The organism is Pontixanthobacter luteolus (genome assembly GCF_009828095.1).
Lineage (GTDB): Bacteria > Pseudomonadota > Alphaproteobacteria > Sphingomonadales > Sphingomonadaceae > Pontixanthobacter > Pontixanthobacter luteolus.
Genome location: NZ_WTYP01000001.1, coordinates 1 through 14,853, shown reverse-complemented (window position 1 = coordinate 14,853; position 14,853 = coordinate 1). Strand labels below are relative to the sequence as shown.

4 protein-coding genes, 3 tRNA genes and 3 rRNA genes are annotated in these 14,853 nt (G+C 55.6%); 4 read left to right on the top strand and 6 right to left on the bottom strand.

What is annotated here, in order from left to right; all coding sequences use genetic code 11:
• Positions 1-142: 142 nt before the first annotated feature.
• From GRI43_RS00050 to GRI43_RS00035, 4 genes are all read left to right on the top strand, one after another.
• Positions 143-1,852 (top strand): BCCT family transporter, encoded by a 1,710-nt coding sequence (locus GRI43_RS00050; protein WP_160729095.1) that lies wholly within the window; start codon positions 143-145, stop codon positions 1,850-1,852.
• A gap of 376 nt (positions 1,853-2,228) precedes the next feature.
• Positions 2,229-4,877 (top strand): TonB-dependent receptor, encoded by a 2,649-nt coding sequence (locus GRI43_RS00045; RefSeq protein ID WP_160729094.1) that lies wholly within the window; start codon positions 2,229-2,231, stop codon positions 4,875-4,877.
• Positions 4,878-4,961: 84 nt separating this feature from the next.
• Positions 4,962-6,938, top strand: coding sequence for a tetratricopeptide repeat-containing sulfotransferase family protein (locus GRI43_RS00040; RefSeq protein WP_160729093.1), 1,977 nt, complete (start codon positions 4,962-4,964; stop codon positions 6,936-6,938).
• Positions 6,939-6,987: 49 nt separating this feature from the next.
• Positions 6,988-8,241, top strand: coding sequence for an MFS transporter (locus tag GRI43_RS00035; RefSeq protein WP_160729092.1), 1,254 nt, complete (start codon positions 6,988-6,990; stop codon positions 8,239-8,241).
• Positions 8,242-9,106: 865 nt separating this feature from the next.
• Here the strand turns inward: GRI43_RS00035 and GRI43_RS00030 are convergent.
• The 6 genes from GRI43_RS00030 to GRI43_RS00005 all read right to left on the bottom strand — a co-directional run bounded on the left by GRI43_RS00030 (position 9,107) and on the right by GRI43_RS00005 (position 14,445).
• Positions 9,107-9,183, bottom strand: a tRNA-Met gene (locus tag GRI43_RS00030).
• A 118-nt stretch (positions 9,184-9,301) separates the two neighbouring features.
• Positions 9,302-9,416 (bottom strand): 5S ribosomal RNA (gene rrf / locus GRI43_RS00025).
• Positions 9,417-9,546: 130 nt separating this feature from the next.
• Positions 9,547-12,338 (bottom strand): 23S ribosomal RNA (locus GRI43_RS00020).
• Positions 12,339-12,593: 255 nt separating this feature from the next.
• Positions 12,594-12,669, bottom strand: a tRNA-Ala gene (locus GRI43_RS00015).
• A gap of 27 nt (positions 12,670-12,696) precedes the next feature.
• Positions 12,697-12,773, bottom strand: a tRNA-Ile gene (locus GRI43_RS00010).
• A gap of 184 nt (positions 12,774-12,957) precedes the next feature.
• Positions 12,958-14,445, bottom strand: a 16S ribosomal RNA gene (locus GRI43_RS00005).
• Together the 16S, 23S and 5S rRNA genes with 3 tRNA genes alongside form the textbook arrangement of a ribosomal RNA operon.
• Positions 14,446-14,853: the final 408 nt, after the last annotated feature.

Sequence of the window (14,853 nt, the reverse complement as noted above, 5' to 3'; positions counted from 1 at the left end):
CGATCATCTCCCCTGCTACCCTTGCAATGCTCGCCGTAGGCTTTAGGCATGTGGCACACCTTTTTCCCTGACAAACCGTGCCTTGCAAAATGTGCTTCGGCATCGCGGGAAAACCGTACCCGATGGAAAGCAGAGCAAATCTATGAGTGACACCGCTGACGGAAATTCGATTGATCCGCCATTGGTGCATCTGCACATCAAGACTGCGAGTAAGGGGTTTTACAATGGTTTCAGCACGATTGTGACTGTTCCGTCCAAGGTGATCGTCACCCTTCTGATCCTTTGGGCCATACTGTTCCCGGTGCAGGCAAACGAAGTACTGGCGCTCGCCAACGATACGATCATTCGCGATTTCGCTGGTTGGTATGTTTACCTGGTGGCATTCCTCATGCTCATCGCATTCATTCTTGCGGTGATCCCAAAAACCGGAACACTGCGCCTCGGTTCTCATGGCGAGAAACCGGAATTCTCGCGCTTCTCGTGGTTTGCTATGCTGTTCGGGGCCGGGATCGGGATCGGCATGCTGACCTATTCCACCGGTGAGCCTTTGGCCCATTTTCAGAATAATCCGGACATCATCCGCGGGATGATCGAACCGGTTTCTGCCGAGGCTATCCGCCCGGCCTATATTTACACTTTCCTGCATTGGGGCTTCGCCGCATGGGCCACCTATGCGCTGGTCGGCCTGGCAGTCGGCTATGTCGCCTATCGCCGCAACTTGCCGCTGACGATCCGGTCGGCACTCGCTCCGCTGTTTGGCAAGGCAATGTCCGGCCCTGCCGGTCACATTGTCGATATCGTTGCGGTTGTTGCAACGGTTTTGGGCGTTGCCGTAACGATGGGCCTGGGGGTCGAACAATTCGTCACCGGGTTGCACCGGCTTGGCCTTGGCGACTGGTTGATCGGTCCAGAAGGCACCGCTTCGTCTGCGGCCATTGTTGTCGCGCTGATCCTGCTGGTCGGCGCATCGACGATATCCGCGCTTTCCGGTGTCGGCCGCGGTATCAAATGGCTGTCCAATCTGAATATGGGCCTGTCTTTCCTGTTGCTGGCAGTCTTCGTCATCCTCGGATCGGGTCTGCTCGGATTTGAGCTCCTGCTGACCGGCATATATGATTACATCGTGAATTTGCCCGGACTGGCGCTTACCCTCTGGTCCGCCGATGGAACTACTTCCGGTGACGCGCTGGCACAGTGGCAACTCGACTGGTCGGTTTTCTATTGGGCCTGGTGGATCGCCTTCGCACCCTTCGTCGGCATGTTCATTGCGCGCGTGTCGCGCGGACGGACAGTGCGCGAATACGTTCTGGGCGTAATCCTTGTCCCTTCGCTGATGTGCTTTGTTTGGATGGCGATTGTCGGCGGAACCGCGATCGATCTGGAACTGAGCGGAGCTGCGCAAGGCACAATTCTCTCATCCGGCATTTCCGACCAACTCTATGCCACGCTGGCCGTGATGTTCGATCCGGCAATAGCGCTGGTTATGTCGGGCCTCGTGGTGATCCTGCTGATGACCTATCTCATCACATCGGCCGACAGTGCGATCCTGATCGTCAACACGATCAACGGGGCCGGAGAAGACAGCAGCGCATCTGACCGCCGCCACCATATTATTTTCTGGGGCGCCGCCATCGCATTTGTGGTCGGCAGCATGTTGCTGCTGGGCGGGATAGAGGCGATCCGCATCACCATGATCATCGGCGCACTGCCATTCTCGTTCGTTGTCGCCCTTATGGGCATTTCGATCATAAAAGCAGTGATCTACGATCTCATCCGCAAACGTCAGGGCGTTGCATGCACCGCCCACGCCAGCGAAGTGATCGAGAACCCAGCCGCAGCAAGTTCAGTATAGCGACCCCGGCGATCGCCGGGAATGTCCGATAGCAACTTGATTTCGACTTGCGCGTGACAAGTATTTTATTACTCCTATTTGAGTTAACTATAAATACTTCCCGATTACATGGTCAGATTGAAATAATGAACCAGTAAAAATGCAATGTATATCGGCTCCAAGATATATATATTTGCCTTTATTTGATTTATTGTTTTCCTGTGATGATAATATCACAGACTCTTTTCGCTTCGTAATTATTGGCCTCCTGCGGTGGCCAGCTCTGGGTGACTTTGTTATTCGCCCGCCACCGTGCGCAAAATCAATCCGCTCAGGCGTGATTTATTGCGGCGAGATCCAAAGCCAGACCTTCGAAGTCGACAGGGAAAAAATCCAGATGATCAAATTTACAAGCGGCACGTCGATCGTGGCGATCGCCGCCTTTACGGCAACAGCAGCCTCCGCGCAGGACGCTCAGCCGCGCACCGGGGGCGTCGGTGAAATCGTGGTAACTGCAACCAAGGTTTCCGAAAACCTGCAGGACGTTCCGATCTCGGTAAACGCAATTGGCGAGGAAGCGCTGGACGAGCTCGCGATCGACACGTTCTCCGATTACCTTGATCAGCTTCCCACCGTTACTGCAGGCGGCAGCGGTCCGGGCCAGAGCACGATCTATATTCGCGGCCTCGCCTCGACCACGCCCAACCTGACCACCGCCGGTGTGGCTGGCCTCGCGCCCAACGTTGCGCTTTATCTCGACGATCAGCCGCTCGCACAGCCGGGCCGCAACCTCGACGTCTATGCTGCCGACCTTGAACGTATCGAGGTTCTCGCAGGTCCCCAGGGCACGCTGTTCGGCGCAAGCTCGCAGGCAGGTGTTGTCCGCCTGATCACCAACAAGCCTTCGCTGAGCGGCTTTGACGCTGGCGCAAAGGCCGGTGTTTCCTTCACCAAGGGCGGCGAAGCCAGCTACAACGCTGAAGCGATGCTCAACATCCCGGTCACCGACAATTTCGCCGTTCGCGGGGTATTCTATCTCGACAGCCAGGGCGGTTATATCGACAATGTTGCAGGCACGATCACCGCACGTGACAGCGCCCGCTTCCGTCCGGCCGGAACCGTCCGCTCAAACGGTGTGCCGGTGAACACGCAGCGCGCCGGTTTCCAGTCCGACCCGGCAACGCTGGCACAAATCGATGCCAACGTGAACTTCATCGCCGCCGACAATTCGGGTCTGGTGGAAGAAGATTTCAACGACACCCAGTATTCTGGTTTCCGCGCATCGGCTTTGTACGAATTCACACCCGACTGGCGCCTGACCGTTTCGCATGCACGCCAGTCAATTGAATCTGACGGTGTGTTCTTCGCCGATCCCGATCTCGACCTCGATGATCTGGAAATCCAGCGTTACGAACAGGACCGGATCGAAGACGATTTCTCCAACACCAGTTGGACGGTCGAAGGCCGCCTGGCGATGCTCGACGTGGTCTACACCGGTGCATATACCGACCGTGAAACCGAACAGCGGGTCGATTACACCGACTATCTGTTTGTCGGCCAATACCTGCCTTATTACATCTGCGACGGCTCCGTCAGCTATCCGGGTGCAGCGGTGCCGAGCGGCACCTGTCAGGCACCAAACCTGTTTGTGACCTCGTCTTCCAAGACCAAGGTCTTCACGCAGGAATTCCGGGTCAACACTCCTCAGGAAGAGCGTATTCGCGCAACTCTGGGTGCGTTCTATTCCGATCTGGAACTTCAGGAGCGGAACGACTTCACCTATCCGGGCAGCGTCGCCGCTGCACCATTTGGCGCCTTCGCTCCGAACTTCCCGTTCCCGGGCGGTTTCCAGAGCGATGCCGGACCGTTCCCGGCTGGCGTGATTTTCCGGAATGACATCAAGCGGACCGATGAACAGTTCGGCCTGTTTGGCGAAGCCAGCTTCGACGTCGTGCCCGATCTGCTGACCGTCACGCTCGGCGCGCGTTACTACAACATCGAAGTCGACTTTGAAGGTGATGCCAACAGCTCGTTCTGCAACTCGGGCGCTGCGCAGGATGCCGACGCGTTCGGCACCAATGTTTCCGACCTGTATGATGGCGATGGCCAATTCACCTTCGTTGGAAGCTGTAACGCGGCACTTCGCCAGACATTCAGCCAGGGCGATACGCTGGCCGATATTCAGGCTGCCGGCCTGACCGCTGCACAGGCACAGCAGGTGTTCAATTCGTTGAACGCACCTGACGTCGCCAAGGCCAAGGGCACGATCCTGAAAGGCACCGTAACGCTGACGCCAAGCGAGGATCTGCTGTTCTACGCGACCTATTCGGAGGGCTTCCGCCCTGGCCTGCTGAACCGCCCCGGCGGTGCCGGAAACGGTGCAGGCTTCACGGTTCCATTCGAACTCGAAACCGATGAAGTGAAGAACTACGAACTCGGCTGGAAGATGGACCTGATCGACGGCCAGCTGCGACTGAACGGCAGTGCGTTCTTCGTCGACATCAGCCGTCTGCAAACGACGATCTTCGATCCTAGCATCACCAATCTGTTCTTCTCGGACAATGCCGCGGATGCAGAGATCAAGGGCGTCGAAGGCGAGATCACGTGGGCACCGTACAGCATTGAAGGCCTGACCGTTTCCGGGGCGTTTTCATTCCTCGATACGGAAATCACCAAGGTCCTCACGCCGACCAACGATGTGATCAAGGGCGAACCGCTTGCTTATGCTCCGGAATTCCAGGGCAACCTGCGCGTTCGTTACGAATGGGATCTCAACGACGATCTCAGCGCGCACATACAGCCGCAGCTCGTCCATTCGGGTTCGAAGTTCACCGACATCATCGAAATCAACAAGTTCAAACTGGAAAGCTACACAACCTTCGCGCTCAGCGCAGGGGTCAAGACCAACCAGTGGTCGCTTGAAATCTTCGGTGAGAACCTGACCGATACGCGTGCGGAAATCGCAGGCAATTACATCAACGATCGCGAGCGGATCACCACAAACCGCCCGCTGACCGTGGGTATGCGCGTCAGCTTCGATTACTGATCGTCTGACCTCACATTGATCGAAACGGCGGACAGGGCTTAACTGCCTTGCCCGCCGTTTCTCTTTTCTGGCAAAGGCATCGTCATGGCAGACACACGCGATGAACGTTCGGCGCAGCTCAAATCGGGGCAGGATGCCCTTCGTTCGGGTGATTTCGGTTCCGCCCTGGCGATTGCCCAGACGCTGATCCAAAGCGGGCCCGAGGATGCCGAAAGCCTGTATCTGGCCGCTGTTGCCAGCCGCTACCTGTCCGACTTTGCCGCTGCGCAGGGTTATTTAAGCCAGTTGCAAGCCGCCTCACCCGAATTCGGGCGCGCTTGGCAAGAAGCCGGTCATCTCGCCCGCGCGGAAGGCAATCAGCATGGCGCGATCGCTGCGTTCACGCGCGCGGTACAGTTCAACCCCGCCCTGGAGGCAAGCTGGCGGGCGCTGGCAGAAATGCATTCAGCAGCCGGCAACACCGCAGAGGCCGCAGCTTCTCAGGCGCAGGCAGACCGCATCCGTTTGATGCCGCGCGAATTGCTGGCAGTGACTAACCATCTGGCAGAGGGCCGCCTGTTGAAGGCAGAGGAATTCTGCCGGCACTATCTGCGCCACAGCCCGCGCAGCACCGAGGGCATGCGCCTTCTGGCGCAGATCGGGATTAAGCTGGGCATCCTCGACGATGCGGAATTCCTGCTGGAAAGCGCCGCGGAGTTCGAGCCCGACAATATCCAGGTACGCCTCGATTACATCGATGCCCTGCGCAGGCGGCAGAAATTTGCCGAAGCGAAGGCCCAGGCGGAAGCCCTGTACGCGCGCGATCCGGAAAGCCCGCTCTTCCAGTCGCACCTTGCGATCGAGGCCATGCAAACCGGCGAATACGACCGCGCTTTCGAACTGTTTGATCAGGTTCTGGAAAAGCTGCCCAACGACCCGGCTACGCTGACTTCGCGAGGTCATGCACTGAAAACCACGGGCGCTCAGGATGATGCGATCGCATCCTACCGCAGCGCATTGGCCGCGAAGCCGGACCATGGGGATGCATACTACGCACTTGCCAATCTGAAGACCTATCGGTTCGCAAATGATGAGATTTCCGCGATGCTCGCGCAGATCGATCGCCCTGAGCTTGCGTTCATGGACCGGGCGCACATGTCCTTCGCGCTAGGCAAAGCGTTCGAGGACCGGGAAGAATACGAGGCATCATTCCGCCATTACGATGCCGGTAACACGCTGAAACGCCGCCAGACACGATATGATGCTGATACAATGAGCGCGGAACTCGCCCTGCAGGCGCAAATCTGCACTCCCGATCTGTTCGAGAAGCACGACGGCGCCGGGCATCCCGCACCCGACCCGATTTTCATCCTTGGCCTCCCGCGTGCAGGTTCAACCTTGCTCGAACAGATACTGGCTTCGCACAGCCAGATCGACGGGACGCTTGAATTGCCCAACATCCTTGCCCTTGCCCACCGGCTGCGCGGACGGAAAGCTGGCGAAACGCTTTATCCTGCGGTCCTGCATGATTTAAGCTCGGAGCAGCTGGCTGAAATGGGCGAGAACTTTATCGAGAACACCCGCATCCACCGGCAGGGCGCGCCGATGTTCATCGACAAGATGCCGAACAATTTTCGCCATATCGGCCTGATCAAGCTCATCCTGCCGAATGCCCGGATCATCGATGCCCGCCGTGATCCGATGGATTGCTGCTTCTCCGGCTTCAAACAGCTGTTCGCAGAGGGGCAGGAATTCACCTACGGGCTCGAAGAAATCGGGCGGTATTACAGCGACTATGTTTCCCTGATGGACCATTGGGACACGGTTTTGCCGGGCGCGGTATTGCGGGTTCAGCACGAGGATGTTCTCGACGATCTGGAAGGCCAGGTCAGCCGGATGCTCGACTATCTTGGCTTGCCTTTCGAACAATCCTGCCTGGAGTTCCACAAGAGCAAGCGCGCGGTTCGAACTGCCAGTTCTGAACAGGTGAGGCGGCCGATCAACCGCGACGGTGTAGCTGCGTGGAAACCGTTTGAGCCGTGGCTGGGGCCGCTGCGTTCTGCACTGGGTTACACAGACTGAAGACTTGCCGCTGGTCAAACCCTGACCTTCGCTGATAAGCGCGCGAATTATGCTCGCATCGCTACTCAATGTCAGGACCTTCCTGCTCGCAATCTTCCTGATCATGGCGGGCAGCGGTTTCCTGTCCACACTGATTGCAGTCCGGCTGGAGGCTGCCGGTGCCAGCGCGCTGGTGATCGGCCTCGCAGCGACAGCGTATTTTACCGGTCTGTTTGCCGGATCGCTGACCGTGTCGAAACTGATCGGCAATGTTGGCCATATCCGCTCGTTTGCGGCATTCGTTTCGGTATTTTCCGCCAGCAGCCTTGCCTATGCCTTGCACGAGAATGCAGCAATCTGGCTGGTGCTGCGGTTCATCGACGGCTTGGTAATTGCCGGCATCTATATCTGCCTTGAAAGCTGGCTGAACGAAAAGGCCGAGCCAGCCAATCGCAGCAGCGTTCTGGCCGGGTACATGGTGGCGCTGTATTCCGGGCAGGCGATCGGCCAGTTCCTGCTCAATCTCGGGGAGGAATCGCCTGCCCTGCCCTTCATGTATTCGGCGATCCTGCTTTCGATCGCAGTGCTGCCGGTGGTCCTGACCAAGGATGTGCAGCCGACGATCGAAGATCTGAAGCCTCTGGCGGTAAAGAAGCTCTACAGAATATCCCCGCTTGGTGTCGTCGGGGTCACCGCGACAGGCCTGATGCTCGGCGCATTCTATGCACTGGGTGCAGTTTTCATCCGGCGTCTGGGGATGGACCTGTCTGACGTGGCGTTTTTCACCTCGTGCGTCATCGCGGGCGGCGTGGCGCTGCAATGGCCGCTTGGCATGTTGTCCGACCGGTTCGACAGACGGCGCGTGATTGTCGGGACGTTCGTAGGTGCGGTGTTGGTGTGCACTGCGATCGTATGCAGCCTGGACAGCCGCCTGCTGCTGTTCCCGCTCGGCGCGCTTTTCGGCGGAATGACCTTCGCACTTTACCCCCTATGTGTCGCGCACACGAACGATCACATAGAGGAAAGCGAGCGCGTTGGGGCAACCGGCGGATTGGTGCTGGCCTATTCGGCAGGCGCGATGGTGGGGCCGGTTGTCGGCTCAATCGGAATCGGAAGCTTCGGCGCTGGCGGATTGTTCGGCGCCATCGGCCTAGTCGCGCTCTTTGTGACGGCATTCGGCTTCTGGCGATTGTTCATTGCCCAAGCGGTTCCGGCAGAGGACCAGCAGGCCTTCCAGAACCTGCCGCGCACAACGCCGATGGCGACATCGCAGGAGCTGGAGCTAGACGATCCTGGCAGTTCGGACGAAACCAGTCCGTCGTAGTTCCCGCAGCATCTGTTTCCGAAGGGCTTTGCCGCATTCATCATGAAAACGCGGAGGGCTAGGCTCGATGCCGGACGGCGGAGAAAAAATGCGGTCTTACGGCGCAATTGCACAAAGAGGCTTTCGACGGAGGTAGCCTTATTATGGAATGCGGAAGCTTCTGCTCGCTTTTGAATGGAAGAAATCTTCACTTTTTGCACTCTTTTTCCGAGCGAACCTTCGTCGGACGTGGCCAAATAGCGGTGCTGAAGGGGGAACTCTATCAAAGCGCTTCACTTGAGCCGATGAAGCCCGCAACGGCGGCCAGAACGTTTGAGTTGCTCGCAACAATTCCGTTGAGGCGACAGCCGCCCATCGAAAAAGTGGCAGTTCCGCTTTTGCGCAAAACACGATGGACCTGAGACATAATTCGACGATGGCCGCAACATGTACCTTTCGATCATGTTTCTCTGTCGAGGTTGCACCTCTTCCATAATGCTTGTCTGTTCTTCAGCCGCAATAGCTACTCGCTCATTTACAGACTGAATGTAATTCACAAGATTGTGAGAGGTGGGCCGAAGGCAGAAGGCGAGAAAGCAATCGCGGTGACGCAAACAGCGCCAGACCGAGCAAAGCTGGTCTTCAACGTAACATCATCATTGAGCCGAGATAGGCGGCATGTGTTTGCTGAGGTGGCTCTTGGCAAGCTGACTATGAGCCTTCCCGCATCCCCTTCTGTAATTGTGTCTGCTCGCGGGCAGCCCTAAGAAGTCTGGGCCCCCACAGCAGATGTACCGCCTTCGGCCCGATTAGGGGCGTCATACAGACGCGCAGAAGCCCTGCTGGATTGCAGCAGGGCGCAGGGTGTTGAAGTGCTTGAAAACGGTGGTTGCGGGGGTTGGATTTGAACCAACGACCTTCAGGTTATGAGCCTGACGAGCTACCGGACTGCTCCACCCCGCGTCACCGATTTGCGGCGTCACGAGGCGCGAAGCCTAGAGACGCCAAAAGGGCTGCCCTTGTGGGGTCAGCCCTTTGACATATGAATGGGTTTTTTCCTCGCTCACCCACCAGCTATAATGCCTGGCGACGACCTACTCTTCCAACGCTTAAGCGTTAGTACCATCGGCGCTGTCTGGTTTCACGGCCGAGTTCGAGATGGGATCGGGTGGGTCACAGACGCTATGGCCACCAAGCAATAAAGCCAGTGGATGTGCGGGTTTAATCGATGCGATACGTTTAATTAGGCGTCGTAGATCTGGCTGGATGTCTTCCGACATCATCAAGCGCAGCACCTTTTCAGGCCTGTCGTTGATGGTGGGATTCATCAAGCATGATCAGAGTTATTAGGACTGGTTAGCTTCACGTATTACTACGCTTCCACACCCAGCCTATCAACGTGATGGTCTATCACGACTCGAAGATACCTTATCTTAAGGGAGGCTTCCCGCTTAGATGCTTTCAGCGGTTATCCCGTCCATGCATAGCTACCCAGCGGCACGCCTGGCGGCATGACTGGTACACCAGAGGCATGTTCACCCCGGTCCTCTCGTACTAGGGGCAACTCCTTTCAAGTATCGACGCCCACGGCAGATAGGGACCAAACTGTCTCGCGACGTTCTGAACCCAGCTCACGTACCACTTTAATTGGCGAACAGCCAAACCCTTGGGACCTGCTCCAGCCCCAGGATGTGATGAGCCGACATCGAGGTGCCAAACGATTCCGTCGATATGAGCTCTTGGGAATCATCAGCCTGTTATCCCCGGCGTACCTTTTATCCGTTGAGCGATGGCCCTTCCACGAGGGACCACCGGATCACTATGACCGACTTTCGTCTCTGCTCGACTCGTCAGTCTCGCAGTCAGGCAGGCTTATGCCATTGCACTCTCGCAGACGGTTTCCAACCGTCCTGAGCCTACCATCGCGCGCCTCCGTTACTCTTTAGGAGGCGACCGCCCCAGTCAAACTACCCGCCATAGAGGGTCCCTGATCCGGATAACGGATCTAGGTTAGATATTAGAAAACAACAGGGTGGTATTTCACAGGTTGGCTCCACTTGGACTGGCGCCCAAGTTTCAAAGCCTCCCACCTATTCTACACAGTTCTTTCCCAATACCACTCTAAAGCTGCAGTAAAGGTGCACGGGGTCTTTCCGTCTAACCGCGGGTACTCCGCATCTTCACGGAGAATTCAATTTCGCTGAGCATATCCTGGAGACAGTGGGGAAGTCGTTACGCCATTCGTGCAGGTCGGAACTTACCCGACAAGGAATTTCGCTACCTTAGGACCGTTATAGTTACGGCCGCCGTTTACTTGGGCTTCAATTCGGAGCTTGCACTCCTCCTCTTAACCTTCAAGCACCGGGCAGGCGTCAGACCCTATACGTCGTCTTGAAGCCGACTTAGCAGAGTCCTGTGTTTTTGATAAACAGTCGCTACCCCCTGGCCTGTGCCCCCCATCAAGAGTTGCCTCGAGATGGGGCCTCCTTCTTCCGAAGGTACGGAGGCAATTTGCCGAGTTCCTTCAGGATACTTCTCTCAAGCGCCTTGGTATACTCTACCTGACCACCTGTGTCGGTTTCGGGTACGGTCTATATGAAGAGGCTATTTCCTGGATCTGCTTGGCAGCCTGCCCAATCCAATAAGGACAAACTACTTCCACAAACCGTCACACATCTTCAGGCCCACGAATATTAACGTGGTTCCCATCGACTACCCCCTTCGGGCTCGTCTTAGGGGCCGGCTTACCCTACGCTGATTAGCATTGCGTAGGAACCCTTGGTCTTTCGGCGAAAGGGCATCTCACCCTTTTTATCGCTACTCATGTCAGCATTCGCACTTCCGATACGTCCACCGTCGGTTACCCTTCGGCTTCATCCGCTTACGGAACGCTCCGCTACCGCTCAGATCAAAGATCTGAACCCTAAGCTTCGGTGCATATCTTTAGCCCCGTTACATCTTCGCCGCAGGAACCCTTATTTAGACCAGTGAGCTGTTACGCTTTCTTTAAAGGATGGCTGCTTCTAAGCCAACCTCCTGGTTGTTTTGGGATTCCCACATGCTTTCCCACTTAGATATGACTTGGGGACCTTAGCTGTAGGTTAGGGCTGTTTCCCTTTTGACGACGGACCTTAGCACCCGCCGTCTGTCTGCTGGACAAGACTCGATGGTATTCGGAGTTTGGTTAGGTTTGGTACCGCTCGCGCAGCCCTAGCCCATCCAGTGCTCTACCCCCATCGGCATACATCCAACGCTCTACCTCAATAGATTTCGCGGAGAACCAGCTATTTCCCGGCTTGATTGGCCTTTCACCCCTAAACACAACTCATCCGAGCATTTTTCAACATGCAACGGTTCGGTCCTCCAGTGCGTGTTACCGCACCTTCAACCTGGTCATGCCTAGATCGCCGGGTTTCGGGTCTAATCCAACATACTCAGTCGCCCTATTCAGACTCGCTTTCGCTGCGCATACACCTAACGGCTTAAGCTTGCATGTTAGATTAAGTCACTGACCCATTATGCAAGAGGTACGCTGTCACCCCCCAAAGGGGCTCCAACTGCTTGTAAGCATTCGGTTTCAGGTACTATTTCACTCCCCTAATCGGGGTGCTTTTCACCTTTCCCTCACGGTACTTGTTCGCTATCGGTCACATACGAGTATTTAGGCTTGGAGGGTGGTCCCCCCATGTTCAGACAGAATTTCACGTGTTCCGCCCTACTCGAATCCTTTGTAATCACTTTCGCATACGGGACTGTCACCCACTATGGTCTCACTTTCCAGAGAGTTTTGCTAATTTATACAAAGGCATTGGCCTGGTCCGCGTTCGCTCGCCACTACTAACGGAATCTCGGTTGATGTCTTTTCCTCCGGGTACTGAGATGTTTCAGTTCCCCGGGTTCGCTTCACCAAGTCTATATATTCAACTTAGTGATACCTTATCCACCTCGTTCCGATCGTCCGAAAACAATCGAAAAGAAATGGTGAAGGTGGGTTTCCCCATTCGGAAATCGCCGGATCAAAGATTGCTCACATCTCCCCGACGCTTATCGCAGCGTGCCACGTCCTTCATCGCCTGTATGTGCCAAGGCATCCACCAAATGCTCTTACCTCACGCTTGAGAATCCACACCATCAACGACAGGCCTGCATAAAAGCCAGTCGCCTAATGATCGTGCGGAAGATATCTCAGCCAGATTATTACATCTAATTTGTGATGCATATCGAACAGACGCAAGATTGCTCTCACACCTGTAACGCTATGCGCCACGGCATCGATTAAAAACCCATTCACAATGTCAAAGATCGCGGGGCAGATCCCCGCTACTGACCGAAGTCAGATACGTTTACTTTTCACCCTGGAGATATTGAATATCTGGTGGAGCCTATCGGGATCGAACCGATGACCCCCTGCTTGCAAAGCAGGTGCTCTCCCAGCTGAGCTAAGGCCCCATAGATATAGGCGAACGCCTGTCGAAATGGTGGGCCGAGGAGGATTTGAACCTCCGACCTCACCCTTATCAGGGGTGCGCTCTAACCAACTGAGCTACCGGCCCATTTCGCACCAGCTGGCCAAAAAGGCCGCGGGCGGCGTGAGCCAGCTCAGGCAATACAACTCACGCTTTAACAGCGTAAGCTGATCTCCAGTGATGAAAGGACATGAGGACGACGGCAATGTTCTTTGAAAGCTTACGAAGCACTTCCGATGGCTAGCATCGGCGCTTTCGTAAAATTCCTTAGAAAGGAGGTGATCCAGCCGCAGGTTCCCCTACGGCTACCTTGTTACGACTTCACCCCAGTCGCTGATCCCACCGTGGCTCGCTGCCTCCTAAAAGGTTAGCGCACGATCTTCGGGTGAAACCAACTCCCATGGTGTGACGGGCGGTGTGTACAAGGCCTGGGAACGTATTCACCGCGGCATGCTGATCCGCGATTACTAGCGATTCCGCCTTCATGCTCTCGAGTTGCAGAGAACAATCCGAACTGAGACGACTTTTAGAGATTAGCGTACTCTCGCGAGTTAGCTGCCCACTGTCATCGCCATTGTAGCACGTGTGTAGCCCAGCTTGTAAGGGCCATGAGGACTTGACGTCATCCCCACCTTCCTCCGGCTTATCACCGGCAGTTTCCTTAAAGTGCCCAACTAAATGATGGCAACTAAGGATGAGGGTTGCGCTCGTTGCGGGACTTAACCCAACATCTCACGACACGAGCTGACGACAGCCATGCAGCACCTGTCACTGATCCAGCCGAACTGAAGGAAAGAGTCTCCTCTATCCGCGATCAGGATGTCAAAAGCTGGTAAGGTTCTGCGCGTTGCTTCGAATTAAACCACATGCTCCACCGCTTGTGCAGGCCCCCGTCAATTCCTTTGAGTTTTAATCTTGCGACCGTACTCCCCAGGCGGATAACTTAATGCGTTAGCTGCGCCACCCAAGCACCGTGTGCCCGGACAGCTAGTTATCATCGTTTACGGCGTGGACTACCAGGGTATCTAATCCTGTTTGCTCCCCACGCTTTCGCACCTCAGCGTCAATAATTGTCCAGTAAGTCGCCTTCGCCACTGGTGTTCTTCCGAATATCTACGAATTTCACCTCTACACTCGGAATTCCACTTACCTCTCCAATATTCTAGCCTTCCAGTTTCAAAGGCAGTTCCAGGGTTGAGCCCTGGGATTTCACCTCTGACTTAAAAAGCCGCCTACGCGCGCTTTACGCCCAGTAATTCCGAACAACGCTAGCTCCCTCCGTATTACCGCGGCTGCTGGCACGGAGTTAGCCGGAGCTTATTCTCTAGGTACTGTCATTATCATCCCTAGTAAAAGAGCTTTACAACCCTAAGGCCTTCATCACTCACGCGGCATTGCTGGATCAGGCTTTCGCCCATTGTCCAATATTCCCCACTGCTGCCTCCCGTAGGAGTCTGGGCCGTGTCTCAGTCCCAGTGTGGCTGATCATCCTCTCAGACCAGCTATAGATCGTCGGCTTGGTAGGCCATTACCCTACCAACTACCTAATCTAACGCGGGCCCATCTAAAGGCGATAAATCTTTGGTCCGAAGACATTATCCGGTATTAGCAGTCATTTCTAACTGTTATTCCGAACCTAAAGGCAGGTTCCCACGCGTTACGCACCCGTGCGCCACTCACCCCGAAGGGTTCGTTCGACTTGCATGTGTTAGGCATGCCGCCAGCGTTCGTTCTGAGCCAGGATCAAACTCTCAAGTTTGTGTCACGAACCAACCGGCATAATCCGAAGATCATCAACCGTTTAGCCCGAATTTTAGGAGCCGATACCTGCATTCAAACGTATTTTATGGATACATTTGAGACATGTTTAGTCTTGGCGTGTACCAAGATTAGGCATCGACTTAATTTAACAGGTTACCAAGGCCTAAAAGCCCTTGGACCTGGCGCCGTCGCCCACATGTCCCTTCATCATAAACTAACAATGTCAAAGAGCCGTCCAACATGCAAAAGCGGACAACAATGGTTCCCCGATTGAAAACCGGGGGCCGGTTGTCCGTTGATATTGGCGACCAACATGGTGGGGCGTTTGAACCGCCCGCTCCGTGTCGGTGAGAGGGCTTCTAGACACGACTCACATTCCCGTCAAACCCTTTTTGCAATTTTATTA

Bases quoted from the DNA above. Each gene is read 5' to 3' on its own strand.
- GRI43_RS00050 (WP_160729095.1), top strand. From the start codon at position 143: ATGAGTGACACCGCTGACGGAAATTCGATTGATCCGCCATTGGTGCAT.
- GRI43_RS00045 (WP_160729094.1), top strand. From the start codon at position 2,229: ATGATCAAATTTACAAGCGGCACGTCGATCGTGGCGATCGCCGCCTTT.
- GRI43_RS00040 (WP_160729093.1), top strand. From the start codon at position 4,962: ATGGCAGACACACGCGATGAACGTTCGGCGCAGCTCAAATCGGGGCAG.
- GRI43_RS00035 (WP_160729092.1), top strand. From the start codon at position 6,988: ATGCTCGCATCGCTACTCAATGTCAGGACCTTCCTGCTCGCAATCTTC.